Here is a 25,400-nt window from a genome sequence, read left to right as displayed (position 1 = left end):
CCCGTGGGGACCGTCTCAGCCCTCGGCCGTCCCGGCGGTCGTCGCCCCGGCCGGCTCGGCGCGGGCGCCGCGCAGGCGGCCTCGGCGCCCGGTGGGCAGGATGAGGTCATGATCGAAGCCTGGTCCGTCGCCGACGTCCGCGCCGCCGAGGAGCCCCTGCTCGCCGCGGGCGTCCCGCTCATGGAGCGGGCGTCGTTCGCGCTCGCCACCGTCGTCGCGCGCGACCTCGCCCGACGCCGGTCGGTCGCACTGCCCGACGGCGGCCGCCGCGACGGGCGCGTCACCGGCGCCCGGGCGGTCCTGCTCGTCGGCTCGGGCAACAACGGCGGGGACACGCTGTACGCGGGCGCGTACCTCGCGCGCCGCGGCGTCGAGGTGCTGGCGGTGCTCACGGGCGAGCACGCGCACGCCGGTGGTCTCGCCGCGCTCCGGGACGCGGGCGGGCGCGTCGAGGTGCTCGTGGGCAGCCCGGACGGCGCGGCGTACGGCGACGGTCACGACGACCGCCACCGCGACCACCTCGACCCGCACGTCGCCGACCGGGTCGCTGCCCAGGCGGCGCGCGCCGACGTCGTGCTCGACGGCCTCGTCGGGATCGGCGCCCGGGGCGCGCTGCGCGGGGTCGCGGCGGACCTCGTGGAGCGGCTGACAGCGGTGCTCGACGGCGGCCCCGCGCACGGTCCCGAAGGCCCCGGTCGGCCGTGGGTCGTCGCGGTGGACGCGCCGAGCGGCATCGGCGTCGACGACGGCACGGTGCCGGGCCCGGTGCTGCGCGCCGACCGCACGGTGACGTTCGGCGCCGCCAAGCCGGGGCTGCTCCTGCCGCCCGCGACGCACCTCGCGGGGCACGGCGCGGTCGTCGACATCGGGCTGCGCCTCGGCGCACCCGTCCCTGACGCACCCGGCGCTGACGCACCCGGCCTCGGCGCACCGGGCCCCGGCGTCGCCGGCCCCGACGCGCCCGCCCCGGACCGGGGGAAGACGACACCGGTCGTGCGTCGGCTCGAGCCGGCGGACGTCGCGGCGCTCTGGTCCGTGCCCGGCGCGACCGACCACAAGTACACGCGCGGCGTCGTCGGCGTCGTGGCGGGCACGCCGACCTTCCCGGGCGCGGCGGTGCTCGTCACGACCGCGGCCGTCCGCACGGGTCCGGGCATGGTGCGCTACGGCGGGCCCGACGACGCCACGCGCGCCGTCCTCGCGGCCCGCCCCGAGGTGGTGCCCGCCGCGGGCCGCGTCCAGTCCTGGGTGCTGGGCCCGGGCGTCCCGGCGGTCCCCGGCCCGGGCGACGACCCGGTCGACGACGGCGGCCAGCACGAGCGCGTGCGGACCGCGCTCGCTGCCGCGACGGCGACCGACGCGACGACCACCGACGCCACGACCACCGACGCGACGCCGGAGCGCGTGCCCGCGGTCGTCGACGCGGGCGCTCTGTCCCTGCTGCCCGAGCGCTGCCCGCCGTCGGTCGTCCTGACCCCGCACGCCGGGGAGCTCGCGACGCTCCTGCGGGCGCGCGGCGACGACGTGACGCGGACCGACGTCGAGGCCGAGCCGCTGCGCTGGGCGCGCCGCGCGCACGACGCCACCGGCGCGACGGTGCTGCTCAAGGGGTCGGCGACGGTCGTCGTCGGGCCGGAGGGCGCGTGGTCGCAGGCGGACGCGCCTGCGTGGCTCGCGACCGCCGGGGCGGGCGACGTCCTCGCCGGCATCCTCGGCACGCTGCTCGCGGCGCACGCGGAGCGCGTCGTGCGGGAGCCGGGCCTCGCCGCGCGGCTTGCTGCGGCGGCCGCCGTCGTGCACGGTCTCGCCGCCGAGCGCGCGAACCCGGGCGGTCCCGTCGCGGCGCTCGACGTCGCGGACGCGGTCCCGGGCGTCGTCGCGGAGCTGCTCGCCGCGCGCTGACCGCGCCCACGGCGTGCCGCACCACGCGCCGACCGCGCCGGTTGCGCCCGCGTGCCGACCGCGCCGCCGCGCACCCCACCGCACCCACGCGCGACCCGCACCGACCGCGGGGACGCCGCCGGTACCGTGGAGGGCGTGGTCCCCCTCCCCGTGCGCGACGGCCTCAACCCGACGCGCCTCGTGCTGCCGCACGACGCCGAGAGCGTCGCGCGGTACCCGCGCACCCTCGACTACGTGCGCCACCGCTTCCCCGACGACGCCGCGCGCCTCGCGGAGAAGGTCGCGGCGGGGGAGGTCGTCGACGGCCGCGGGCGCCCGGTGGACGCGCGCACGCCGTACGAGCCGCGCGGGTTCGTGTTCCTCTACCGCGACCCGCCCGTCGAGCCGGACGTGCCGTTCGAGGTCCGCGTGCTGCACCGCGACCGGGACCTGCTGGTCGTCGACAAGCCGCACTTCCTCGCGACCATCCCGCGCGGGGCGTACGTCGCGCGGTCGGTGCTGGTGCGGCTGCGCCGCGACCTCGACCTGCCCGAGCTCAGCCCGGCGCACCGCCTCGACCGCGTGACCGCGGGCGTCCTGCTGCTCACGCTGCGCCCGCAGGTGCGCGGGGCGTACCAGGAGCTCTTCGCGCGCCGCGAGGTGCGCAAGACCTACGAGGCGGTCGCGCCGTGGGACCCGTCGCTCGACCTCCCCGCGACCGTGCGCAGCCGCATCGTCAAGCGCCGCGGCGTCATGCGGGCCGAGGAGGTGGACGGCGAGCCCAACGCGGAGAGCCGCGTCGACGTCGTCGAGACCGACCCGGCACGCGGGCTCGCGCGGTACCGGCTCGAGCCGCACAGCGGCAGGACGCACCAGCTCCGCCTGCACATGGCGCGGCTCGGCGTGCCGATCGTGCACGACAACTTCTACCCCGAGCCGTACGACGTCTCGCCCGAGGACTACTCGCGCCCTCTCCAGCTCGTGTCGCGGTCGCTCGCGTTCACGGACCCGTTCACCGGCCGCGAGCGCCGCTTCGCGACGGACCGCGCGCTCTCCGCGTGGTGACGCGCGGGTGAGAGAATCGACGACCGTGAGCGACACCCAGCGCACGACCTCTCCCGGCACACATCCCGGCACACCCGCCGGCGCCCCCGGCACCGTCCCCACCGGCGCCCGGGCGGGCTCCCTCGCGGGCCCCGCCCCGACGTCCCGCGCGAGCGGCTCCGACGGCCCGGACCCCCGCGCCTACCCGGCCCGCGCCGTCGTCGACCTGGCGGCGGTCCGTGACAACGTGCGCGCGCTCGCGGACCTCGCGCCGGCGTCCGAGGTGATGGCCGTGGTCAAGGCGGACGCGTACGGGCACGGGCTCGTCGCGAGCGCGCTCGGGGCGCTCGCGGGCGGTGCGACGTGGCTCGGGACGGCGCAGCCGGGCGAGGCGCTCGCGCTGCGGGCGGCGGGCGTCGGCCCGGACCGGGCGCGCGTGCTCACGTGGCTGTACCCGCCGGGCGCGCCGCTGCGCGACCTCGTGGAGGCGGACGTCGACGTGTCGCTCGCGGCGCGCTGGGCCGTGGACGAGGTCGTCGCCGCGGCGCGGGCCGCGGGCCGGACCGCGCGGGTGCACCTCGCGGTCGACACGGGCCTGGGCCGCAACGGGATCATGCCGGCGGACCTGCCGGACGTGCTCGACGCCGTGGCGCGCGCCGAGGCGGAGGGTGCCGTGCGCGTCGTCGGCATGTGGTCGCACCTGGCGTTCGCGGACGAGCCCGGCCACCCGACCGTCGTCGCGCAGGCCGACGTCTTCGACGAGGCCGTGCGCGGGGCCGCGCGGGCGGGCGTCGTGCCGGAGCTGCGCCACCTCGCGAACTCCGCCGCGACGCTCACGGCCCCCCGCACCCACTACGACCTCGTGCGCCCGGGCCTGGCCGCGTACGGGATGACGCCCGTGCCGCAGCTCGGGCCGCCGTCGCGGTTCGGACTGCGCCCCGCGATGACGCTCGAGGCGCGCCTCGCGACGGTCAAGCGCGTGCCCGGCGGTCACGGCGTCTCCTACTCGCACCACTACACGACGCCGCAGGACACGACGCTCGGCGTCGTGCCGCTCGGCTACGGCGACGGGATCCCGCGCCACGCGTCGGGCGGCGGGCCCGCGGGCGCGCCGGGCGGGCCGGTACTCGTCGGCGCCCGCCCGGGAGAGCCCGGCGGGCGCGTCGTGCGCGTCGCGGGCCGGGTCTGCATGGACCAGCTCGTGCTCGACCTCGGCCCGGACGCGACCGAGCGCGCGGGCGACGTCGTCACGCTGTTCGGCGCGGGCGACGGCGTGGCGCGCGCCGGGTTCCCCACGGCCGAGGACTGGGCGCAGGCCGCGGGCACCATCAGCTACGAGATCACGACGCGCCTCGGTGCGCGCGTGCCGCGCGAGCACGTGGGGACGCACGTGCTCGACGACGGCGCGCGGGCGCTCCTGGCGCGCGACCCGAGCCCGCACGACAGCACGGAAAGGACGGTCCGCGCGTGAGCGACGACCCGAACCACTCGACCCCGGCGCCCGCCGCAGGGGGGACTGCGTCCGACGACGCCCCGGGCGGCGTCGTCGTGCTGCCCGACGCCGAGGCGACCCGCGCGTTCGGCCGCGCCCTCGCCGCGGTGCTGCGCGCGGGGGACCTGGTGATCCTCACGGGCGACCTCGGGGCGGGGAAGACGACGCTCACGCAGGGGATCGGGGCGGGGCTCGGCGTGCGCGGCCAGGTCGCGTCCCCGACGTTCATCGTCGCGCGCGAGCACCCGTCCGTCGTCGGGGGCCCGGCCCTCGTGCACGTGGACGCGTACCGCCTGGGGTCGCTCGACGAGGTCGACGCGCTCGACCTCGACTCGAGCCTGGACGAGTCGGTGACGGTCGTCGAGTGGGGCAGCGGCCTCGTCGAGGCGCTCGCGGGCGACCGCCTGGAGATCGTGCTCGAGCGCCCGCGCGGCGGGGTCGGCGCGGAGCAGGGCCCGGACGACGACGCCCCCGAGGCGGGGGAGCGGCGCGTGACCGTGCGCGGCGTGGGGGCGCGCTGGGCCGGCCTCGACGTCGCCGCGCTCACCCGGTAGCGCCCGGCGACGAGGACGGCCCCGCTCCCGGCCGTAGGCTGGAGCCGTGGCTGTTCTCGCGCTCGACACCTCCGCCTCCGTCACCGTCGCCGTCGTCTCCGACGACGGCGCTCGTCTCGCCCGCCGCGACGCGCCCGAGCGTCGCCGGCACGCCGAGGCGCTCGCCCCGCTCGTCGAGGCGGCGCTCGCCGAGGCCGGCGTCGACCGCCGCGACCTCACGGCCGTCGCCGTCGGGACGGGCCCGGCGCCGTTCACCGGCCTGCGGGTCGGGCTCGTCACCGCCCGGGCCCTGGGCTTCGCGCTCGGCGTCCCCGTGCTGGGCGTCCCGAGCCTCGACGCCGTCGCCGTGCAGGCCGTGAGCGACCTCGGCCTCGCGCCCGACGACGAGCTCCTCGTCGCGACCGACGCCCGCCGTCGCGAGGTCTACTGGGCGCGGTACCGCGTCGTCGCGCACGAGGGGCCGCACGCGGTCCCCGTGCTCGAGACCGTCGCGGGGCCCGACGTCGGCCCCGCCGCCGACGTCGCGACGCACGCCGCGGGCGCCGTCGTGGTCGGGGAGGGCGCCGAGCTGTACCCCGACGCGCTCGACGTCGCGCAGGACGCGCCGCAGGTCCCCGACGCCGCCGTGCTCGCGCGCCTGGCGATCGCGCGCCGGGCGGCCGGGCTCGAGCAGCCGACCGAGCCGCTGTACCTGCGCCGCCCCGACGTCCAGGAGGCCGCGGCGCGCAAGCGCGTGAGCGACGCGTCGCCGGAGCGGTCGCGATGAGCACGCGGTCGTACGAGATCCGGCTGCGGCCCCTCAAGGCCGCGGACCTCGACCGGGTCGTCGAGCTCGAGCGTGAGCTGTTCGGGCGCGGCGCGTGGACCTACGGGATGCTCGCCGACGAGCTCGCCGGGTTCGGGCGGTGGTACGTCGCCGCCGAGCCCGTGCGGCTCTACGCCGCGGGGCCCCAGCCGCTCGTCGGGTACGCGGGCCTGTGGTTCGACGGCGACGTCACCCAGGTCATGACCATCGGCGTCGACCCGGCGTTCCAGCACCAGGGCGTGGGCTCGGTGCTCCTGGAGGCGCTGGTCGAGCGGTCGCGCGAGCTCGGGGCGAGCGCCGTGCTGCTCGAGGTGCGCGTCGACAACGACGCGGCGCTCGGGCTCTACGCGAAGCACGGGTTCGAGCAGCTCGGCATCCGCAAGCGGTACTACCAGCCCGAGGACGTGGACGCGTACACGATGCGGCTCGAGCTGGGCGCCCCGCCGCCGCGCGACGAGCCGGACTACGGGACGGCGTCCGCCGACGTGGTCGCGTGACGGGCGACCTCGCGCGGCGCGACCGCGTGCTCGTCGACGCGCGCGGCCTCGCCGCGGCGCTCGCGGGCGACCGCCCGCCCGTCGTGCTCGACGTGCGGTGGGCGCTGGGCGTCACCGACGGGCGCGAGCAGCACCGCGCCGCGCACGTGCCGGGCGCGGTGTACGTGGACCTGGAGACCGAGCTCGCGGCGCCGCCGTCGCCCGCCGCGGGCCGCCACCCGCTGCCGGAGGCGGGCGACCTGCAGGCGGCGGCCCGGCGCTGGGGCGTCCGCGCCGACCGGGGCGTCGTCGTGTACGACGCCGTGGGCGGCACGTCGGCCGCGCGCGCGTGGTGGCTGCTGCGCTGGGCGGGCCACGACGACGTCCGCCTCCTCGACGGCGGCCTGCCCGCGTGGCGCGCGGCGGGGTACCCGACCGAGGAGGGCGACGTGCGGCCCGAGCCTGGCGACGTCGTCGTCTCCCCGGGCGGGATGCCGGTGCTCGACGCGGACGGCGCGGCCGGGCTCGCGGCGTCGGGCGTGCTGCTCGACGCGCGCGCGGGCGAGCGGTACCGCGGGGAGGTCGAGCCCGTCGACCCGCGGGCCGGCCACGTCCCGGGCGCGGTGAGCGCCCCGACGACCGGCAACCTCGCCGCCGACGGGACGTTCCTCGACCCGGAGGCGCTCCGCGCGCGCTTCGTCGCGCTCGGGGTGGCCACGCAGCCTGGGAGCACGACCGAGGGCGCCGCCGGGGACAGCGCGGCGTCCCGTTCCGTCGGGGTGTACTGCGGCTCGGGCGTCACCGCCGCGCACGAGGTCGCCGCGCTCGCGACGCTCGGCGTCGACGCGGCGCTCTACGCGGGGTCGTGGTCGCAGTGGTCGAACGACCCCGGCCGCCCCGTCGCGACCTGACGCACGCCGCGCCTCCCGGACGGAGGAGCGCGCGCAGCCCCCGGACGCGACGAGGCGGCACCCCGGTGGGGTGCCGCCTCGGCGCGGACGGTGCGGGACGGGCTCAGAGGACCTCGGCGACCTGGTGGAAGTCGAGGCGCGCCTGGCGCGGGAAGTGCGCGCCCTCGTCGGCCGGGTAGCCCACGTTGATCGCGACCAGCGTGCGCCAGCCGGACTCGCCGAAGAACTCGGCGTCGATCCCGGCGGCGTCGAAGCCCGTCATGGGGCCCACGGACAGGCCGGCGGCGCGCAGCCCGACGATGAGGTAGCCGATCTGGATGAGGGCGTTGGTGCGGGCCATACCCTCACGCAGGTCCGCCTGCGGGTCGAGCTGCTCGGCGATGCCCTCGCGGAACGGCGCGAGCGTGCCGAGGTGCTGGTGGAACGACGGGTCGGCGGCGGCGACGATCGTCACCGGCGCGGCGAGCGTCTTGTCGCGGTTGAAGTCCGCCATGTGCGCGCCGAGGCGCTGCTTCGCCTCGGGCGTGCGGACGACGAGCAGCCGCAGCGGGAGGGTGTTCATCGCGGTGGGCGCCCAGCGGACGAGGTCCCAGGCGGCCTGGATCTGCGCGTCGGTGACGGGCTCGTCCGAGAACGCGTGCGTGGTGTGCGCCGCGCGGAACAGGCGGTCCGCGGCCTGCGCGTCGATCGCGAGCTGGTCGGCCTGCTCGCTCGGCGCGGCAGAGGACTCGATGAGGGTGTCGGTGCTCATGACTGGGACAAACAGTTGAACCCTTGATCATCTTCCGAACAGACGGTGTGACGTGCGCGACACGGACGGTCCGGCCCCCGCGCGCGACTACCCTGGACGCCATGGTCCCCACTGCTCCCGCGAGCTCCGGCGAGCCCCTGGTGCTCGGCATCGAGACGTCCTGCGACGAGACGGGCGTGGCGCTCGTCCGCGGTCGCGAGCTGCTCGTCGACACGGTCGCGAGCTCCATGGACGAGCACGCGCGCTACGGCGGGATCATCCCCGAGGTCGCGTCGCGCGCCCACCTCGAGGCGATGATCCCCACGCTCGAGCGCACGCTCGGCACGGCCGACGTCGACCTCTCCGAGGTCGACGCGATCGCTGTGACCGCCGGGCCGGGCCTCGTCGGCCCGCTGACCATCGGCGCCTCCGCCGCGAAGGCCCTCGCGCTCGCGCTCGGCAAGCCGCTCTACGGCGTGAACCACGTCATCGGCCACGCGGCCGTCGACGAGCTCGTGCACGGCGCGTTCCCCGAGCGCGTCATGGCGCTCGTCGTGTCCGGCGGGCACAGCTCGCTCCTGCTCGTGGACGACGTCGCGACGTCCGTCACCGAGCTCGGCTCGACGCTCGACGACGCCGCGGGCGAGGCGTTCGACAAGGTCGGGCGCCTGCTCGGCCTGCCGTACCCCGGCGGCCCGCACATCGACCGCCTCGCGCGCGAGGGCGACCCCACGGCGATCCGGTTCCCGCGGGGCCTCACCGCACGCAAGGACCAGGAGAAGCACGCGTACGACTTCTCCTTCTCCGGCCTCAAGACGGCCGTCGCGCGCTGGGTCGAGGCCCGCCAGGACGCGGGGGAGGAGATCCCCGTGCACGACGTCGCCGCCTCCTTCGCGGAGTCCGTCGCCGACGTGCTCACCGCGAAGACCATCGCCGCGTGCGAGCGGCACGGCGTCTCGACGCTCGTCGTCGGCGGCGGGTTCAGCGCGAACTCCCAGCTGCGCGACATGGCCGCGGAGCGCTGCGCGGAGGCGGGCATCGAGCTGCGCATCCCGCCGATCCGCTACTGCACCGACAACGGGGCGATGATCGCCGCGCTCGGCTCGGCCGTCGTGCGGGCGGGCGTCGCGCCGTCGAGCCTGGACATCGGCGTCGACTCGTCGATGCCGCTCACCGTCACGCACGTGTGACGGCCCGGCCGGGTCACAGGGGCCGGCCGGCCCGCATCTCGGCGACGAGCGAGCGCACGACGGCGTCCAGCTCGCCCCCGTGGCGCCGCGCCACCGCGCGCTGCCGCTGGTAGGACGCGCCGCGCCGCACGATGGTGCGCACGCCGTCGAGCTCGTCGAGGCAGCCGAGGCGCGCCGCGACGGGCTCGAGCTCGACGAGCAGCCCCCCCACGGCGTCGGTCACGAGCTCCTCGTTGCCCTCGCGGTCGAGGATGATGATCGCGTCCATGCCGTAGCGCGCCGAGCGCCACTTGTTCTCCTGCGCGTACCACGGTGGGATGCTCGGCAGCTCGCGTCCCTCGTCGAGCATCGTCGAGAAGTGCTCGACGAGGCAGTGCGTGAGGGCGGCCAGCGCCAGGAGCTCGGAGATGTTCGTGACGCCGTCGCAGATGCGCGTCTCGAGCGTGCCGAACTGCGGCGCGGGCCGCAGGTCCCACCGGACCTCGTCGAACGCGTCGATGACGCCGGTGTGCAGCATGTCGGCGACGTAGCCCTCGAGCTCCTCCCACGTCCCGAACGGGAACGGCAGGCCCGCGGTCGGCAGCTGCTGGAACATCAACGCGCGGTTCGACGCGTAGCCGGTGTCCTTGCCGCCCCAGAACGGCGAGCTCGCCGAGAGCGACTGAAGGTGGGCGAACGTCGTGAGCATCGCGCGCTGGATCGGCAGCACCTTGGCGCGGTCCTCGATGCCGACGTGCACGTGCACGCCGTAGATGAGCATCTGCCGCCCCCACCACTGGGTGCGGTCGATGAGCGTGGTGTAGCGCTGCTTGTCGGTGACCTTCTGCTGCGCCCAGCGCGCGAACGGGTGCGTGCCCGCGCTCATGAGCTCGACGCGCAGCGGGTCCGTCACGGCGCGCAGCTCCTCGACCGAACGCTGCAGGTCGCGGCCGGCCTCGCCCACCGTGCGGCACACGCCGCTCACGACCTCGACGGTGTTGAGCAGGAGCTCCTGCTTGATCGACGGGTGCGGCCCGCCGTCGGCCGGGCGCACGGCGTCGAGCACGGTCTGCGCGACCTGCCGCAGGTCGCCCGAGTCGGCGTCGACGAGTGCGAGCTCCCACTCGAGCCCGACGGTCGAGCGCTCCGAGCGGGCGAAGGGGATCGCCGTGCGGCGCGGCAGGGCGCTCACCGGTGCCCGTCCTGCCCGGCGCCGGCCGGGGAAGCAGAGAGCGGCTCGACGACGAGCACCTGCTGGGAGCCGCCGACGCGCGTGAGGACTATCGTGGCGGTCGCGTCGCCCGTGAGGGCGAGCTGCCGGCGGAGCTGCTCCGGCGTGACGGCGGTGCCCCGCTTCTTGATCGTCAGACGACCCACGCCGCGCTCGCGCAGGTAGGAGCGCAGCCGCTTGAGGCCGAACGGCATGGTGTCGAGCACGCGGTAGCCGCGCGCGAGCCCGTCCGCGAGCCCCGTCGCGTCGAGCGGCGCGGGGGAGTCGGTGGTCACGTACGCGATGGTCCGGTCGAGCAGGCGACCGCCCAGCCCGCGCGCCGCGTGGGCGACGAGCCCCGCGCGGATCACGGCGCCGTCGGGCTCGTAGAGGTACTGCCCGACGGCGCCCACCTCGGGCACCACGTCTGCGTCGCCCGGGCGGTGGGCGATCCGGCGCGTGGTGGTGCGCGCGGTCCCGTCGGGCCCGGTCCACGACGACAGGACGAGCGCCGACCGGCCCGGTCCCTCGGGCGCCAGCGGGCCGAACCAGAGCCCGGCCTCCACGACGTCCCCGTCGACCGACACCCACTCGGTCTCGGCGTCCTCGGGCAGACCCGCGTGCGGGATGCCCGGGCCGACCTTGATCCCGACCGCGGGCACGCGCTCGCGCAGCGCCCACACCGCGTCGAGCGGCGGGGCGTAGGCCTTCGGGTCGAACACGCGCGCGCCGGCGCGCGTGCGGCGCGCCGGGTCGGCGTACACGCCCTCGATCCGCTCGCCCTCCAGGTCGAGCGCGAGCCCGTCGCCGTGGCGCACCTCGGCCTCGGGGAAGTGGCGCAGGTTGACGGTCGCGATCGCCGCGGTGAGCTCGTCGACGTCGGTCGCGAGCACTTCGAGCTCCGCGGCGGCGAACGCGAGCGCGTCGACGCCGATCCCGCTCGTGAGGTCCGCGACGCGCCGGATCCCCGCCTCCTGGTACCGCCGGGCGTGCAGGCCCGCGACGACGAGCCGGCTCGCCTGCTCCAGCCCCGCCTGCGTGAAGAGCATGCCGTCGGCGAACGCGCCGAGCTTGCCGTGCGCCGCGGCGCGCAGCCGGGACTGGGTGAGGGCCGCGGCGGCCAGGTCGGGGTCGACGCCCTTCGCGCGCAGCCCTGCCGCGAGCACGAGCGCCTGCTGCTCGTCGTACGGCGGGAGCGCGCCGAGCAGGGCCCAGCCCTCGGGGCTGAGCAGCTTGGTGAGCGTGGCGGCGTCCATGGCGTCGATCCTTCCACGGGGGCCGGGGACCACGCGCAGCCGGAGCCCGGATCGTCCGCAGGGCGGACGTTGGCACTCGCCTTGACCGAGTGCTAACCGGGACCTAGATTTGAGACGTGCCGCCACCGCTCGCGGAGGCGGCGCCACGTGCGACCAGGCTGTCCGGCACCCGCGACGACGGCCAGCCGGTGCGCTCGACCCATCCGTTGCAGTTCTCACCGCGAAAGGGGAGGTCCGACGTGTCGGTCCCCATCAAGCCGCTCGAGGACCGGATCGTCGTGAAGGCCCTCGAGGCCGAGACCACGACCGCATCCGGCCTGGTCATCCCGGACACCGCCAAGGAGAAGCCCCAGGAGGGCGAGGTCCTGGCTGTCGGTCCGGGCCGTGTCGACGACAACGGCAACCGCGTCCCGCTCGACGTGACCGTCGGCGACAAGGTCATCTACAGCAAGTACGGCGGCACCGAGGTCAAGTACGGCGGCGAGGACTACCTCGTCCTGTCCGCGCGCGACATCCTCGCCGTGGTGGTCGGCTGACGCCGACCCGGTTCAGCAGCAGGGCCCCGCGACCGTCGGTCGCGGGGCCCTGCTGCGTTCCGTGGCCGGTCGCCCCACCGGTGGTCCCACGGGTCGTGCGCACGTGCGCCCGGTACGACGTCGGACCGGGGCCGTGCAGGTCTGCTGGTGGCGCGGAGGCACCGAGGACGGTGCCCGGAGGGAGGGGTGCGTCAGCCGGTGCGGCGGGCGCCGCCCGCGAGGATGGCGGCGCGCTCGTCCTCGCTCAGGCCGCCCCACACCCCGTACGGCTCACGCACGCGGAGCGACTGCTCGCGGCACTGCATCATCACGGGGCACGAGTGGCAGATCGCCTTCGCGGCCTCCGCTCGCCGTCGTCGCGTCGAGCCGCGTTCACCCTCGGGGTGGAAGAACAACGTGTCGTCCGCGTCGCGGCACGAACCCTGGTACTGCCATTCCCACAGCTCCATGACGGGCCCGGGGAGCCTCGAGATCTCTGCCATGCCGAACAACCTACAAGCGTTGCAAGGGTTGTTCAAGTCCCCTGTGAGGAAAAAGTGAACGAGCAGGTTGAACCGCTCGTGGAGCGGTGCGGGTCTGCTCAACCGCGTCGGCTGGTCCTGCCGCGCTGACGCGATCGGCGGCGCCCGGCGCGTTTGCGCGTGCAGCGAACAAATACGGCACGGGTCTGGCGCGAAGGGTGCACGACTGTGACCTCTACGAGGTGGCGAGACGGGTGCCCGCTCGGCAGAATCGATCCATGACCTCAGTCCGGTCCGCCCCCGACCCCGAGGGAGCCCGACCGAGCATGACCTCGTCCCCCGGCCTCGCCGTCGCCGCCGTCGCGCGCCGGCTCGGCGTCGCGCCCGCGACCCTGCGCACCTGGGACCGTCGCTACGGCCTCGGCCCCTCGCAGCACCGGGCCGGCTCCCACCGGCGCTACACCGACGACGACGTCGCTCGCCTCGTCGTGATGCGCCGCCTCACGCTCGACGGCGTCGCGCCCGCCGACGCGGCCCGCGCCGCGCTCGCCGCCGACGAGGAGGAGCTCGCCGCGAACCGTGGGGCGATCTCCTTCGACGACCGCGGCGCCGACGGCGCGGGCGACCTCGACGCCGACGAGCCCGAGGCCGACGACGAGGCGCCCGAGCCGCCGCCGTCGCGCCCGTTCCTGCGCGCCGTCCCGGGTGGCGAGCCCGCACGGGCCGCCGGTCCCCGTCCGGTCGGCGTCCGTGAGGGACCGCGGCCCACGCGCGTCTCCGACGTCGTCGACGCGGCGATCGCCTACGACCAGCGCGCGTGCGACCGGCTGCTACGCATCCCGACGGGCGGCGACCCGGCCGCGTGGTGGTCCGACCTCGTCGAGCCCGCGCTCGAGCGCCTGGCCGAGCGCACCGTGCTCGCCGGCCCGGGCGAGGTGCCCGAGGTCGTGCTCGCCAACGCGACGCTCGTCGCGCTGCGCGAGTACACGCAGGCGAGCGAGGACGCGATCGTGGCCGCCGGGGGGCCGCCCCGGAACCACCCGAGCCGCATGCGGCGGATCGTCCTCGTCTTCGCTGCGCCCGACGAGCCGCTCCCGCTGGCCGCGCACGCGCTCGCCGCGTCGCTCGCCTCGCACGGCGCGATGGCGCGGATCGTCACCGGGCCCGCGAACGTGCACCGCACGCTGGAGATCGTGACGATGGTGCGGCCGTCCGCGGTGGCGATGGTGACCACGCAGGCGCGTCCCGACCTGGGCATCGTGCACGCCGCGCACGACGCGAACCCGAGCCTGCCGTTCTTCGTCGGTCTCCCGAGCGACCAGGCCGCGGAGGAGCTCCCGCTCGCCGCGACCGTCCACCGGGTGCGCAGCTTCACGGGCCTCCTGCACGAGCTCCTCGCCGTCGTGCGCTGAGCCGTCCGCGGGGCCGCCCGGCCGGGTGCGGCGCGCGCCTGCACGCCCACGTGCCTCCCGCCCGTCCGTGCCTCCCGGGCCCCGGGCGGGCGGGGACCGGGCGGGAATACGGCGAGGGCCCCCGGCGTAGAATCCTGGTGTGACCGCCTCGCCCGTCCCCGCCGCCGTCCCCGACCGTGACCCCTTCGGATTCCTGGGTCTCACCTACGACGACGTCCTGCTGCAGCCCGGCTACTCGGACCTGGCGCCGTCGGACATCGACACCACGACGCGCCTGACGCGCGAGATCTCGATCCGCGTGCCGCTCGTCTCGGCGGCCATGGACACCGTCACCGAGTCGCGCATGGCCATCGCGATGGCGCGCCAGGGCGGCATCGGCGTGCTGCACCGCAACCTCTCGATCGAGGACCAGGCGCTCCAGGTGGACCTGGTGAAGCGCACGCAGACGGGCATCATCGACAACCCGGTGACCATCGGCCCCGACGCGACGCTCGAGGAGCTCGACAAGACCGCGGGCGAGTACCGCATCTCCGGCTTCCCGGTGCTCGACGCCGAGCGCCGCCTCATCGGCATGGTGACCAACCGCGACCTGCGCTTCACGCCCGTCGCCGAGTGGGCGACGACGAAGGTCGACGAGGTCATGACGCCCCAGCCGCTCATCACGGGCCCGGCGGGGATCTCCCGCGAGGAGGCGACCGCGCTCCTGCGCAAGCACAAGCTCGAGCGCCTGCCGCTCGTCGACGCGGACGGCCGTCTCACCGGGCTCATCACGGTCAAGGACTTCGTCAAGTCCGAGCAGTTCCCCAACGCGTCGAAGGACGGCCAGGGCCGCCTGCTCGTCGGCGCCGCGATCGGCTACTTCGGCGACGCGTGGCAGCGCGCCACGACGCTCATCGACGCGGGCGTCGACGTGCTGGTCGCGGACACGGCGCACGGCAACGTCCGGATGCTCATCGAGATGGTCGCGCGCCTCAAGTCCGACCCGGCGACGCGCGACGTCCAGGTGATCGGCGGCAACGTCGCGACGCGCGAGGGCGCGCAGGCGTTCGTCGACGCCGGCGCGGACGCGGTCAAGGTCGGCGTCGGGCCGGGCTCGATCTGCACCACGCGCATCGTCACGGGCGTCGGCGTCCCGCAGGTGACCGCCGTCTACGAGGCGTCGCTCGCCGCGCGCCCGGCCGGGGTCCCGGTCATCGCCGACGGCGGCATGCGCCACTCGGGCGAGATCGGGAAGGCGATCGTCGCGGGCGCGGAGACGGTGATGCTCGGCTCGATGCTCGCGGGCACCGAGGAGTCCCCGGGCGAGACGATCCTCGTCAAGGGCAAGCAGTACAAGGCGTACCGCGGCATGGGCTCCATGGGCGCCATGTCCTCGCGCGGCAAGAAGTCGTACTCGAAGGACCGCTACTTCCAGGCCGAGGTCACGAGCGACGACATGATCGTCCCCGAGGGCGTCGAGGGCCAGGTGCCCTACAAGGGGTCGCTCGGCACCGTGGCGCACCAGCTCGTCGGCGGCCTGCACCAGACGATGTTCTACGTCGGCGCCCGCACCGTGCCCGAGCTCCAGGAGAAGGGGCGCTTCATCCGCATCACGTCGGCGTCGCTCAAGGAGAGCCACCCGCACGACGTGCAGATGACGGTCGAGGCCCCCAACTACACGGGCTTCTGAGCGCGCAGCACCACGACCGACGGCCCGGCACCACCCTCGCGGGTGGCGCCGGGCCGTCGTCCCGTCAGCGCTGCGTGCGGTCGGCGGTCACGACGCCATGACGCGCGCGTGCAGCGCCTGGACGGCGTAGCGCGCGGCCCAGAACGCGCCGTGCTGCCAGGCCGAGATCTCGGACATCCAGTCGCCCGCGAAGTACACGTTCCCGGCGCCCTGCTGCAGGAGCTTGAAGCGCGACGACTGCGTGTTCGGGTAGGCCCAGGCGCCCTCGATGTAGGGCACCTTGTGCCACGCGATGGAGAACGAGCTCTCGAGCTCCGTCCGGTACTTCTCGCCGTGGATCTTCACGCCCTGCTCGACGGCGCGCATCTCCCGCTGCCGCGGCGTCATGTCCGCGTAGGCGCGCGCGTTCGCGCCGGTGTTGTAGTAGCCCACGACGAGCCCGCGGCGCTCCCCGTAGCCGTAGGACGGGTACCAGACGTGGGCGAGGTCCATGTCGGTCTCGGTGATGCCGCCGTAGATCCGGTGGTCGTCCTCCCAGAACCGCGACCGGTACTGGAGCCCGATCTTGCCCGCGGGCGACCCGACGGCGAACTCGCCGAGCGCGGCGTCGACGTCGGGCCCCCAGTTCGTGTCCCAGCGGCGCATGAGCCCCGCGGGCGCCGAGACGACGGCGAAGTCGGCGTCGATCTGCCGCGCCTTGCCGTTGGGGGCGGTGTACGTGACCGAGACGCCGCGCGGCGTGTTCTTCACCGCGGTGACGGGCGAGCTGAGCTGGACGTTCTGCTTGCCGATCGCCTTGACGAAGTAGTCGTAGGTGGTGTCCATGCCGCCCTTGGGCTGGAACATGAGCATCGACTGCTCCCAGTTGATCTCGAACGGGAAGTACTGCCCGACCTTCGAGGCGAGCACCTCCGACACCGAGCCCGGGCCGGGCAGGGGCGTGCCGTGCTCGTTCCACGCGGACGGGTAGACCGCGTACCCGCGGTTGCTCCCGCCCCGGTAGCTCCCGTCGGCCTGGAGCGACCCCCACGACCGGAGGAACGCGCGCAGGTTCTCCTTGTCCGCGGCGGTGAGCTTCTGGTCGAGCGCACCCTGGTCGGTCGCATAGCCGAGCAGCTCGGACGTATAGCCGAACACGTCGGCCTTCGCGGTGCGGTATCGGACCGGGTTGCCGGGGGTCGCGCCGGAGCGCTCGTTGTAGAGGTAGGCGTCCGCGTTGGCGTTCGTGAACACCTCGTAGGGGACTCCGAGCTCGCGCAGGTAGTCCATGGTGACCATCCACTGGGCGATGCGCCCCGCGCCCGCGTTCATGTAGACGCCGTCGGCGAACTGCGCCTTCTGCGTGACGCCGTTGACATCGGTCTCCGCGTCGCCGCCGCGTATCGTCAGCGTCCGGCCGCCGACGCGGTGCCGCGCCTCGAGGACCGTGACGCGGTAGCCGGCCTTCTGCAGCTCGTACGCCGTGGCCAGGCCCGCCGGCCCGGCGCCGACGACGACGACCTTCTTCGCGGAGCGGCCCGTGAGGCTGAAGTCGCTGCCCCGCGGCGGTGTCCACGACTCGTTCCGCGGCTGGGCGGCGGCCGTCGGGGCGAGGCCGACCGCGCCCATCGTCGCGAACATGACGCCGGCGCTGGAGCCGACCCCGACGGCCTGGAGGAAGTTGCGGCGCGAGACGCCGGTCGTCTTCTCGTCAGTGACCATGTGGCTGGAGCCCTCTCGTCCACGGCCTGACGGGCGGCGAGCCCGGCCCACGATGCCGGGTGCCGCCGTCAGCACCGGGCCCGACGCTAGGGACGTGTCGTCGCGAGCACGGGTCCGGCGCGTTTCGCGTCGGTCAACGGTTCGCGGCTCTCGTAAACGTCTCGTGTCGCGGCCCTCGGCGGCGCCCGCGGGACGGCGCGCCGCGGCGTCCGGGCGCGCGGTGGCACCGGCGACGACCCGACACGTGGCGGTCACGGCGCGGAAACGGAGGCTGGCTAGCGTCGCGGCCCCGGCGGTCCTCGCGACCGGCCGGAGCCCGGGCGCCAGGGTGGCGCCCGTCGTCCCCCTGGGAGGCATGCATGAAGAACCGCACCAAGGTCGTCGTCGCCGTCGCCCTCACCGCCGCCGTCTCCGTCCCCGGCACCGCCGTCGCCGCCGGGAAGCTCTTCGAGCCGAGGCCGACCGAGGCCCACTCCTTCGTCACCGGCGACACCCCGTCCATCGCCGACGGCGTCGCGATCGGGAAGAACGTCTCCTGGTACAAGTCGTCCGGCCTCGGTCCCGCCGCGATGAACACGACGCCCGGCGCGACGGCCGAGCAGCGCTACGTCCCGACCGACGTCTTCCCCGGCGGCGTCCTGCCGGCCGGCGTGACGATCACGGAGGCGCAGGGCATCAACGTCCTCATGCGGATCGGCGAGAACCTCGAGCGGGCCGGGCTCTCCTACGACGACGTCGTCTCCATGCGGGTGTTCCTCCAGAATCCCGCGGGCCAGGAGAAGATGGACTTCGCCGGCTGGAACCGCGCCTACCGCCAGTTCTTCGCGAACACGAACCTCGCGACCGGCGCGACGCTCGAGGTCCAGCTCGGCTCGGCCCGGACGGCGCCCATGGTGGTCAACGCGGCCCGGCCGTCGCGCTTCGCGCTCGAGATCGAGAACCTGCCGGTCGACGGCTGGCTCGTCGAGGTGGAGGTCGACGCCGTCTACCCGAAGTGACGGCGACGGGCCGCCCTCCCGCAGGAGGGCGGCCCGTCGTGGTCGTGCCGGCGTCGTGGGCACCGAGGGCTCGAGGGCCCGTGGGCGCCGAGGGTGCCGAGGGGTCAGTCGCGGAACGTCTCGATGTTGGCGCCGAGCTCGCGCAGGCGCTCGGTGAGGCCCTCGTAGCCGCGCGCGATGATGTCGACGCCGCGCAGGACGGAGGTGCCCTTCGCGGCGAGCATCGCGAGCAGGATGACGACGGCGGGGCGCAGGGCGGGCGGGCAGCTCACCTCGGCGCCCGACCAGCGCGTGGGGCCCGTCACCTGGAGCCGGTGGGCGTCCAGGAGCCGCACGTCGGCGCCGAGCCGCGTGAGGTCGGTGAGGTGGATGGCGCGCCCCTCGTAGACCCAGTCGTGGATGAGCGTCGTGCCCTGCGCGTTCGCGGCGATGACCGCGAAGAACGGCAGGTTGTCGATGTTGAGGCCGGGGAACGGCATGGGGTGGATCTTGTCGATCGGCGCGTGCAGCTCGCTGGGGTGCACCGTGACGTCGACCAGGCGCGTGCGGCCGTTGCGCGCCACGTACTCGGTGCTCTGCGTGTACCGCAGCCCCATCTCGGCGAGCGTCGCGAGCTCGATCTCCATGAACTCGATCGGGACGCGGGCCACGGTGATCTCCGAGCCCGTGACGATGCCCGCCGTGAGCAGGCTCATCGCCTCGACCGGGTCCTCCGAGACGGCGTACTCCACGTCCACGTCGATGTCGGTGCGGCCGTGCACGCGCAGGGTCGTCGTGCCGATCCCCTCGACCTGCACGCCGAGCAGCTCGAGGTAGAAGCACAGGTCCTGCACCATGTAGTTCGAGCTGGCGTTGCGGATCGTCGTCACGCCCTCGCGGCGGGCCGCGGCCATGAGCGCGTTCTCGGTGACGGTGTCGCCGCGCTCGGTGAGCACGACCGACAGGTCCGTGCCCGACGCCGGGGCGACGGTCGCGTGGTAGTTCCCGCCCGTCGCGGTGACGGCCAGGCCGAAGGGCCGCAGGGCGATCATGTGCGGCTCGACGGTGCGGGTCCCGAGGTCGCAGCCGCCCGCGTACGGGAGCTCGAACGTGTCCCGCAGCCCGAGCAGCGGCCCGAGGAACATGATGATCGAGCGCGTGCGGCGCGCGGCGTCGACGTCGATCGCGGCGAGGTCGAGGCGCTCCGGCACGACGATCTCGAGGTCCCGGCCGCCCGTCGTCCAGGTCGCCCGCACGCCGATGGAGCGCAGCACGTCGACGATCCGGTCGACCTCGACGATGCGGGCCACGCCGCGCAGGGTGGTGCGACCGCGGTTGAGGAGCGAGGCGCACAGCAGCGCGACCGCGCCGTTCTTGGAGGAGTTCACCTCGATGCGGCCGGAGAGGGTCTGGCCGCCCTGGACGCGCAGGTGCGCGTGCTTGGGGCCGCCGAGGCTGATGATCTCGGAGTCGAGCGCGAGGCCGATGCGGTTGAGCATCTCCAGGCTGAGGTTCTGCGAGCCCTGCTCGATGCGGTGCACGGCGCTCTGGCTCGTGCCGAGCCGCTCCGCGAGCTGTGTCTGGGTGAGACCCCGGTTCTGGCGGGCGCCGCGGATGAGCGCGCCGACCTGCGTGAGAGGTGCGTCGTCGATCGCTGTCATGAGAGCGACGATAACTCATGGATGAGATATCGACGCGGCGAAGGGGCGCGTGCGGTCCGCCATCATGCCTCCATCACACGACCTTCACCCGCACCATGAGATATGCCCGCAGGTGGCGACGCGGGCGTGCGCCCGGGTCAGCCCGGCCAGCGGCCGTCCGCGCCGGCGCCGACGTAGGGCTGGTCGCGGTCCGGGTCCAGGGCGTCGACCCACTGCCGGTGCGCGACGACCTGCAGGTCGTGCAGCGCGACCGGGCCGAGCCCGGCCAGGTCCGGGTACGCGCGCGCAAGCGCGTCGAGCAGGTCGAGCGTCGCGAGCACGTCCCCGTCCGCCGTGTGCAGGGGCCCGACGTCGAGCACCTCGTAGCGCGCGCACAGGTCGACGAGCCTGCGCTTGCCCTCGCGGGCCGGGTCCCACGCCCGGTCGAGCACGAGCGGGTCGAGCACCGGCCGCACGGGCCGCCCGAGGCGCGCGGCGAGCGTCGGCAGGCCGTGCCGCACGAGCTCGGTGTCGAGGATCGCGAGGTCGAACGCGGCGTTGTAGGCGACGAGGGGGACGCCGTCGCGCTGGGCGTCGACGACGAGCGTCGCGATCTCGTCGAGCGCGACGGCGGGGGCCGACCCGTGCGCCGTGGCGTGCGCGGTCGTGATGCCGTGGATCCCCGTCGCCTCCGCCGGGATCTCGACGCCGGGGTCGAGGAGCCACGTGCGCACGTGCGTGGCGCCCGGCTCGCGGAGCACGAGCGCGGCGGTGACGACGCGGTCGACGTCGACGTCGAGGCCCGTGGTCTCGGTGTCGAGACCGAGCAGCGGTCCCGCCGTCCAGGGCGTCGTCGTCATGGTCCACCTCTGCCGTCCGGTCGGGGCCCGGGGCGCCCGGCGCTCCCGTCGTCGCCGGACGTCCCGGCGACGAGCGTCACCCTGCCAGCGCCCACCCACACGGTGGTCGGTGCAGGTGACGGGCACGGCCCGCCGGTAGGCTGACCCGGTGAGCAACGAGATCGAGATCGGACGTGGCAAGCGCGGTCGGCGCGCGTTCTCCTTCGACGACGTCGCCGTCGTGCCCTCGCGGCGCACGCGCGACCCGGAGGAGGTGTCGGTCGGCTGGCAGATCGACGCCTACCACTTCGACCTGCCGATCCTCGCGGCGCCCATGGACTCGGTCATGAGCCCGGCGACCGCGGTCGCGCTCGGCAACCACGGCGGCCTCGGTGTCCTCGACCTCGAGGGCCTGTGGACGCGCTACGACGACCCGACCGCGCTCCTCGAGGAGATCGCCGGGCTCGAGCCGCTCGAGGCGACGCGCCGCATGCAGGAGATCTACGCCGAGCCCATCAAGGCCGACCTCATCACGCAGCGCCTCAAGGAGATCCGCGCGGCGGGCGTCACCGTCGCCGCGGCCCTGTCGCCGCAGCGCACCCAGGAGCACTACCAGACGGTGGTCGACGCGGGCGTCGACCTGTTCGTCATCCGCGGCACGACGGTCTCCGCCGAGCACGTGTCCGGCGTCGCCGAGCCGCTCAACCTCAAGCGCTTCATCTACGAGCTCGACGTCCCGGTCGTCGTGGGTGGCGCGTCCACGTACACCGCGGCGCTGCACCTCATGCGCACGGGCGCCGCGGGCGTCCTCGTCGGCTTCGGCGGCGGCGCCGCCCACACCACGCGGGTCTCGCTCGGCATCCACGCGCCCATGGCGACCGCGGTCGCGGACGTCGCGGCGGCCCGCCGCGACTACCTCGACGAGTCGGGCGGCCGCTACGTGCACGTCATCGCGGACGGCGGCGTCGGCCGCTCGGGCGACCTCGTCAAGGCGGTCGCGTGCGGCGCCGACGCGGTGATGCTCGGCGCGGCGCTCGCGCGGGCCGAGGAGGCGCCGGGCAAGGGCTGGCACTGGGGCTCGGAGGCCCACCACGCCCAGCTCCCGCGCGGCGAGCGCGTGCGCGTCGGCACGGCCGGCACGCTCGAGGAGATCCTCTTCGGGCCGGGCCGCCAGGCGGACGGCACGCTCAACCTCGTCGGGGCGCTCCGCCGGGCCATGGCGACGACCGGCTACTCGGACCTCAAGGAGTTCCAGCGCGTCGAGGTCGTCGTCTCCCCGTACCAGCCTCGCTGAGCCCGCCGTGGCCGGACGCATCGCCGACGGTCCGCGCCTGACGCACGCCGGCGACGGCGCGCCGGGCGGCAACGGCTCCGTGCCCGCCGCGGGCGCGGCCCGCCCGGAGGCGGACGTCGCGGACACGGCCTCGTCGGAGGCCTCCACCGACCTGGTCTTCACGGAGGTCGAGGACGTCGATGTCGAGGCGGTCGTCGCGCTGTGGCGGGAGTGCGGGCTCACCCGGCCCTGGAACGACCCGTACCGCGACCTCGCCGACGCCCGCCTGGGGGAGACCTCGACGGTGCTCGTGGGCCGTGCGACGCGCGACCTGCCCACGGTGGCCCCGGACGGTGCTCCCGAGGCGCCTGGGGTCGCGGCGGGGGAGATCGTCGCGACGGCGATGGCCGGCGTGGACGGGCACCGTGGCTGGCTCTATTACGTAGCGGTCGACCCGCGCGTCCAGGGGCGCGGCGCGGGCCGTGCGACGGTCGTCGCGGCGGAGGCGTGGCTCGCCGCGCAGGGCGCGCGGGCCGTGCGCCTCATGGTGCGCGCGACGAACGACGCGGTGCGCGGCTTCTACGAGCGCCTGGGGTACGCGGACCAGGAGTGCGTCGTGCTCGGCCGCCCGCTCGGAGCCCCGGACGCCCGCGACGCCGGACGATGACCCCCGCCGCGTGGCGGCCGGACGACGACAAGCTCGCCGCCCTCGAGACCGAGCACCGCGCGCGCGTCGCCGCGCTCGACCCGCTCGTCGCGGTCCCCGCTCTCGGTGCCACCGCGGACGACGAGCGTCTCCTCGCCGTGCGGCTCCCGGACGGTTCCCGGGCCGCAGCGCTCCTCGGGGTGGGGGACGTCGGACCCGGCTCCGCGGCGGCGGGGTTCCGCGCGCTGCGCGAGCACCGGCTGCGGGCGCGCGCGGCGGGACCGGACGTGGGCGGCGCGGTCCGCGCGCTCGTCGCGGCCTGGACGGCGCGCGTCGGGCGCGACCCGGGCAGCGCACCGGCGGGCGACGGGCTGCCCGAGCGGGGCCCTGCACCCCGCGACCACGGCCTGGCGCTCCTGTGGCCGAGCCGCGACGTCGAGGCCGTGGGCGCCCTCGCGGCGAGCGGCCTGCGCCCCACCGTGCACCTCGCCGCGCGCCGCGGCGCCCCGTCGGCCCGGCCCCGCACGGACCTCCCCGGGCTCGTGCTGACCGACGCCGGCCCGGACGACGTAGCCGCCGTCGTCGAGCACCAGCGCGCCGAGCTCGCGTACGACGAGCTCGTGGGCGCGGCCCGCGTCCGGCCGCTCGCGGCCGAGCACCTCGCCGCCCAGGTCGCCGCCGCCGTCGAGCACCCGCGCACCACGGTCCTCGTGGCGCGCCGCCAGGGGCCGGGGGAGCGGACGGGCGAGGTCGTGGGTGTCGTCGCGGTCGAGCCGCCGGAGCGCTCCGGGGCCGTGGCCGGGACCGTCACGACGGGGCCGGTCGCCTACCTCGTCCTGCTGCACGTGACGGGCAGCGCGCGCGGTACCGGGGTCGGCGGGGCGCTCGTCGACGCGGCGCTCGCGCGCGTGCACGAGCAGGCCGGGCCGGGCGCCGTCGTCGTGCTGCACCACGGCGTGCTCAACCCGCTGTCCGCGCCCTTCTGGGCGCGGCAGGGGTTCCGTCCCGCGCTCACCACGTGGGAGCAGCCCGTCGACGCGCTGTCAGCGCCACGACGTAGCCTGTCCCCATGACGAGCTCATCCGGCACACCCGGCTCCGGGCGCGGCGACGGCGCCGCGCTGGACGGCCTGATCGACCCCGAGAACCCGGCCGCGACCTACGTCCTCGAGCCGGAGGTCGTGGCCCCCCTCGCGCAGCGCGTCGTCACGAGCAACGAGGCGGGCATGCACCGCTCCGTCCTGCCGTCCACGGGAGCCCCGCTCGCCGCGGTCCCCGTCTCGTCCGTCGAGGACGTCGCCCGTGCCGTGGCACGCGCGCGGGCCGCGCAGCCGGCCTGGGCCGCCCGCTCCGTGCGCGAGCGCGCGGCGGTGCTGCGGCGCTTCGGCGAGCTCGTGCTCGCGCGCCAGTCCGACGGCCTCGACCTCATCCAGATGGAGTCCGGCAAGTCGCGGCGCAGCGCGTTCGAGGAGGTCGCGGACGTCGCGATCCTCACGCGCCACTACGCCCAGCGCGGCCCGCGCTACCTCGCCGACCGGCGGGCGCCGGGGATGCTGCCCGTGCTCACCGGCACGCGCGTGCACCGCCGTCCCGTGGGCGTCGTCGGCGTCATCGCGCCGTGGAACTACCCGCTGACGCTCGCGTTCGCCGAGGCCGTGCCCGCCCTCGTGGCGGGGAACGCCGTCGTGCTCAAGCCGGACCCGCAGACGACGCTCACCGCGCTGTGGGGAGCGGAGCTGCTCGAGGAGGCGGGGCTGCCCGCGGACCTGTTCCTCGTCGTGGCGGGCGGGGGAGACGTCGGCGCCGCGGTGACCGACCACGTGGACCACATCGCGTTCACGGGCTCGACGGCCACCGGCCGCAAGGTCGCCGCACGGGCGGGGGAGCGCCTCATCGGCGCGACGCTCGAGCTCGGCGGCAAGAACCCGCTCTACGTCGCGGCCGACGCCGACGTGCGCGCCGCCGCGCGTGGCGCCGTGCGCGCGTGCTTCTCCAACTCCGGCCAGCTCTGCGTGTCGATCGAGCGGCTCGTGCTGCACGAGGACGTCGCGGACGCGTTCCTCGACGAGTTCGTGCCCCTCGTGCGCGAGATGCGCCTCGGCGCCGGGCTCGACTACTCGGCGGACATGGGGTCGCTCACGTCGCAGGCGCAGCTCGACCGCGTGGTCGCCCACGTCGAGGACGCCATCGCGCGCGGCGCGCGCGTCCTCGCGGGCGGCGTGCACCGGGCGGACATCGGCCCGTGGTTCTACGCGCCCACCGTCCTCGACGACGTGCCCGACGACGCGGCGTGCGCGCGCGAGGAGACGTTCGGCCCGGTCGTCTCCGTGCGCCGGGTCGCGAGCGACGACGAGGCCGTCGAGGTCATGAACGACACCGAGTACGGGCTCAACGCGAGCGTGTGGACGCGCGACGCCGCCCGGGGCCGCCGGATCGCGGCCCGCGTCGAGGCCGGGACGGTCAACGTCAACGACGGCTACTCCGCGACGTGGGGCTCCGTCGGGGCGCCGATGGGCGGGTTCAAGGCGTCGGGCCTCGGGCGCCGCCACGGGCGCGAGGGGATCGAGGCCCTCACCGAGGCGCAGACGATCTCCGTGCAGCGCGGCGCGAACCAGGGCCTCACGCTCGACACGCTCTACCAGCTCGGCGGGGAGCTGCCGAGCAAGGTCCTCACGTCGGCGCTCGACGTCATGCGCCGCCTGCGGCTGCCCTGACGGAG

General features: G+C 75.6%; 23 protein-coding genes. 16 read left to right on the top strand and 7 right to left on the bottom strand.

Annotation, left to right across the window (positions count from 1 at the left end):
* Positions 1–108: 108 nt before the first annotated feature.
* The 7 genes from E1O70_RS10170 to E1O70_RS10140 all read left to right on the top strand — a co-directional run bounded on the left by E1O70_RS10170 (position 109) and on the right by E1O70_RS10140 (position 7,163).
* Positions 109–1,902, top strand: coding sequence for a bifunctional ADP-dependent NAD(P)H-hydrate dehydratase/NAD(P)H-hydrate epimerase (locus E1O70_RS10170; protein WP_061268655.1), 1,794 nt, complete (start codon positions 109–111; stop codon positions 1,900–1,902).
* Positions 1,903–2,037: 135 nt separating this feature from the next.
* Positions 2,038–2,946, top strand: a complete 909-nt coding sequence (locus tag E1O70_RS10165) for a pseudouridine synthase (protein ID WP_043660468.1) — start codon at positions 2,038–2,040, stop codon at positions 2,944–2,946.
* 205 nt (positions 2,947–3,151) lie between these two features.
* On the top strand, positions 3,152–4,396 hold the full coding sequence (gene alr, locus E1O70_RS10160) for an alanine racemase (protein WP_061268668.1): 1,245 nt from the start codon (positions 3,152–3,154) through the stop codon (positions 4,394–4,396).
* Positions 4,397–4,473: 77 nt separating this feature from the next.
* Entirely contained in the window at positions 4,474–4,971 is a 498-nt protein-coding gene (gene tsaE, locus E1O70_RS10155; protein ID WP_061268667.1) for a tRNA (adenosine(37)-N6)-threonylcarbamoyltransferase complex ATPase subunit type 1 TsaE, read from the top strand.
* Between the two features lie 46 nt (positions 4,972–5,017).
* Positions 5,018–5,737: a tRNA (adenosine(37)-N6)-threonylcarbamoyltransferase complex dimerization subunit type 1 TsaB gene (gene tsaB, locus E1O70_RS10150; RefSeq protein WP_061268654.1), complete on the top strand. Its 720-nt coding sequence runs from the start codon at positions 5,018–5,020 to the stop codon at positions 5,735–5,737.
* Positions 5,734–6,273 carry a ribosomal protein S18-alanine N-acetyltransferase gene (gene rimI, locus E1O70_RS10145; protein ID WP_051028740.1) on the top strand — a complete coding sequence of 180 codons (540 nt, stop codon included), beginning with the start codon at positions 5,734–5,736 and terminating at the stop codon, positions 6,271–6,273. Before tsaB ends, rimI begins: the two co-directional genes overlap by 4 nt.
* Positions 6,270–7,163: a sulfurtransferase gene (locus E1O70_RS10140; protein WP_061268653.1), complete on the top strand. Its 894-nt coding sequence runs from the start codon at positions 6,270–6,272 to the stop codon at positions 7,161–7,163. Before rimI ends, E1O70_RS10140 begins: the two co-directional genes overlap by 4 nt.
* A gap of 103 nt (positions 7,164–7,266) precedes the next feature.
* On the opposite strand, the gene E1O70_RS10135 is transcribed toward E1O70_RS10140, so the two are convergent.
* Positions 7,267–7,914 carry a malonic semialdehyde reductase gene (locus E1O70_RS10135; protein ID WP_021482305.1) on the bottom strand — a complete coding sequence of 216 codons (648 nt, stop codon included), beginning with the start codon at positions 7,912–7,914 and terminating at the stop codon, positions 7,267–7,269.
* Between the two features lie 101 nt (positions 7,915–8,015).
* Between E1O70_RS10135 and tsaD the strand changes: the two genes are divergently transcribed.
* Positions 8,016–9,083 (top strand): tRNA (adenosine(37)-N6)-threonylcarbamoyltransferase complex transferase subunit TsaD, encoded by a 1,068-nt coding sequence (tsaD, locus tag E1O70_RS10130; RefSeq protein WP_043655819.1) that lies wholly within the window; start codon positions 8,016–8,018, stop codon positions 9,081–9,083.
* Between the two features lie 13 nt (positions 9,084–9,096).
* Here the strand turns inward: tsaD and E1O70_RS10125 are convergent, their stop codons facing one another.
* Entirely contained in the window at positions 9,097–10,254 is a 1,158-nt protein-coding gene (locus E1O70_RS10125; RefSeq protein ID WP_240696659.1) for a glutamate--cysteine ligase, read from the bottom strand.
* Positions 10,251–11,528 (bottom strand): class I SAM-dependent methyltransferase, encoded by a 1,278-nt coding sequence (locus E1O70_RS10120; protein ID WP_061268652.1) that lies wholly within the window; start codon positions 11,526–11,528, stop codon positions 10,251–10,253. The genes E1O70_RS10125 and E1O70_RS10120 overlap by 4 nt, the downstream gene beginning before the upstream one ends.
* Before the next feature lie 239 nt (positions 11,529–11,767).
* Between E1O70_RS10120 and groES the strand changes: the two genes are divergently transcribed.
* Positions 11,768–12,064 carry a co-chaperone GroES gene (gene groES, locus E1O70_RS10115; RefSeq protein ID WP_021482870.1) on the top strand — a complete coding sequence of 99 codons (297 nt, stop codon included), beginning with the start codon at positions 11,768–11,770 and terminating at the stop codon, positions 12,062–12,064.
* A gap of 191 nt (positions 12,065–12,255) precedes the next feature.
* On the opposite strand, the gene E1O70_RS10110 is transcribed toward groES, so the two are convergent.
* The gene (locus E1O70_RS10110; protein WP_031316449.1) at positions 12,256–12,546 is read right to left on the bottom strand and encodes a WhiB family transcriptional regulator; all 291 of its coding nucleotides are present in this window, start codon (positions 12,544–12,546) and stop codon (positions 12,256–12,258) included.
* Between the two features lie 257 nt (positions 12,547–12,803).
* On the opposite strand from E1O70_RS10110, the gene E1O70_RS10105 reads away from it, so the two are divergent.
* Both E1O70_RS10105 and guaB read left to right on the top strand, forming a co-directional pair.
* Positions 12,804–13,937: a MerR family transcriptional regulator gene (locus tag E1O70_RS10105; RefSeq protein WP_061268651.1), complete on the top strand. Its 1,134-nt coding sequence runs from the start codon at positions 12,804–12,806 to the stop codon at positions 13,935–13,937.
* Positions 13,938–14,076: 139 nt separating this feature from the next.
* A complete protein-coding gene (gene guaB, locus E1O70_RS10100) occupies positions 14,077–15,606 on the top strand; it encodes an IMP dehydrogenase (protein WP_021479849.1) in 1,530 nt (509 codons plus the stop codon).
* Between the two features lie 87 nt (positions 15,607–15,693).
* On the opposite strand, the gene E1O70_RS10095 is transcribed toward guaB, so the two are convergent.
* A complete protein-coding gene (locus tag E1O70_RS10095) occupies positions 15,694–17,307 on the bottom strand; it encodes a flavin monoamine oxidase family protein (protein WP_061268650.1) in 1,614 nt (537 codons plus the stop codon).
* A 359-nt stretch (positions 17,308–17,666) separates the two neighbouring features.
* Here E1O70_RS10095 and E1O70_RS10090 point away from each other — a divergent pair, with 359 nt between their 5' ends.
* Positions 17,667–18,305, top strand: a complete 639-nt coding sequence (locus tag E1O70_RS10090) for a Rid family hydrolase (RefSeq protein WP_061268649.1) — start codon at positions 17,667–17,669, stop codon at positions 18,303–18,305.
* 104 nt (positions 18,306–18,409) lie between these two features.
* Here E1O70_RS10090 and E1O70_RS10085 read toward each other — a convergent pair whose 3' ends face one another.
* Positions 18,410–19,945, bottom strand: coding sequence for a helix-turn-helix domain-containing protein (locus E1O70_RS10085; RefSeq protein WP_170963172.1), 1,536 nt, complete (start codon positions 19,943–19,945; stop codon positions 18,410–18,412).
* A 137-nt stretch (positions 19,946–20,082) separates the two neighbouring features.
* A complete protein-coding gene (locus E1O70_RS10080; protein ID WP_061268648.1) occupies positions 20,083–20,784 on the bottom strand; it encodes an exonuclease domain-containing protein in 702 nt (233 codons plus the stop codon).
* A gap of 148 nt (positions 20,785–20,932) precedes the next feature.
* Between E1O70_RS10080 and E1O70_RS10075 the strand changes: the two genes are divergently transcribed.
* The 4 genes from E1O70_RS10075 to E1O70_RS10060 are packed head-to-tail and all read left to right on the top strand — an operon-like array spanning position 20,933 to position 25,395.
* On the top strand, positions 20,933–22,057 hold the full coding sequence (locus E1O70_RS10075) for a GuaB3 family IMP dehydrogenase-related protein (protein WP_034653983.1): 1,125 nt from the start codon (positions 20,933–20,935) through the stop codon (positions 22,055–22,057).
* Positions 22,058–22,064: 7 nt separating this feature from the next.
* A complete protein-coding gene (locus tag E1O70_RS10070) occupies positions 22,065–22,703 on the top strand; it encodes a GNAT family N-acetyltransferase (RefSeq protein WP_061268647.1) in 639 nt (212 codons plus the stop codon).
* Positions 22,700–23,755: a GNAT family N-acetyltransferase gene (locus tag E1O70_RS10065; RefSeq protein ID WP_061268646.1), complete on the top strand. Its 1,056-nt coding sequence runs from the start codon at positions 22,700–22,702 to the stop codon at positions 23,753–23,755. Before E1O70_RS10070 ends, E1O70_RS10065 begins: the two co-directional genes overlap by 4 nt.
* Complete coding sequence (locus tag E1O70_RS10060; RefSeq protein ID WP_082774668.1) at positions 23,752–25,395, top strand: succinic semialdehyde dehydrogenase; 1,644 nt, start codon at positions 23,752–23,754, stop codon at positions 25,393–25,395. Before E1O70_RS10065 ends, E1O70_RS10060 begins: the two co-directional genes overlap by 4 nt.
* Positions 25,396–25,400: the final 5 nt, after the last annotated feature.

Origin of the sequence: Cellulosimicrobium funkei (assembly GCF_004519295.1) — a bacterium.
Lineage (GTDB): Bacteria > Actinomycetota > Actinomycetes > Actinomycetales > Cellulomonadaceae > Cellulosimicrobium > Cellulosimicrobium funkei.
This window is presented reverse-complemented; position numbering and strand designations above follow the sequence as displayed.

Coding starts and splice junctions, on each gene's coding strand:
- E1O70_RS10065 (WP_061268646.1), top strand. CDS start 22,700: ATGACCCCCGCCGCGTGGCGGCCGGACGACGACAAGCTCGCCGCCCTC.
- E1O70_RS10110 (WP_031316449.1), bottom strand. CDS start 12,546: ATGGCAGAGATCTCGAGGCTCCCCGGGCCCGTCATGGAGCTGTGGGAA.
- E1O70_RS10060 (WP_082774668.1), top strand. CDS start 23,752: ATGACGAGCTCATCCGGCACACCCGGCTCCGGGCGCGGCGACGGCGCC.
- E1O70_RS10090 (WP_061268649.1), top strand. CDS start 17,667: ATGAAGAACCGCACCAAGGTCGTCGTCGCCGTCGCCCTCACCGCCGCC.
- E1O70_RS10120 (WP_061268652.1), bottom strand. CDS start 11,528: ATGGACGCCGCCACGCTCACCAAGCTGCTCAGCCCCGAGGGCTGGGCC.
- E1O70_RS10105 (WP_061268651.1), top strand. CDS start 12,804: ATGACCTCAGTCCGGTCCGCCCCCGACCCCGAGGGAGCCCGACCGAGC.
- E1O70_RS10080 (WP_061268648.1), bottom strand. CDS start 20,784: ATGACGACGACGCCCTGGACGGCGGGACCGCTGCTCGGTCTCGACACC.
- E1O70_RS10170 (WP_061268655.1), top strand. CDS start 109: ATGATCGAAGCCTGGTCCGTCGCCGACGTCCGCGCCGCCGAGGAGCCC.
- tsaD (WP_043655819.1), top strand. CDS start 8,016: ATGGTCCCCACTGCTCCCGCGAGCTCCGGCGAGCCCCTGGTGCTCGGC.
- rimI (WP_051028740.1), top strand. CDS start 5,734: ATGAGCACGCGGTCGTACGAGATCCGGCTGCGGCCCCTCAAGGCCGCG.
- E1O70_RS10095 (WP_061268650.1), bottom strand. CDS start 17,307: ATGGTCACTGACGAGAAGACGACCGGCGTCTCGCGCCGCAACTTCCTC.
- E1O70_RS10135 (WP_021482305.1), bottom strand. CDS start 7,914: ATGAGCACCGACACCCTCATCGAGTCCTCTGCCGCGCCGAGCGAGCAG.
- E1O70_RS10085 (WP_170963172.1), bottom strand. CDS start 19,945: ATGACAGCGATCGACGACGCACCTCTCACGCAGGTCGGCGCGCTCATC.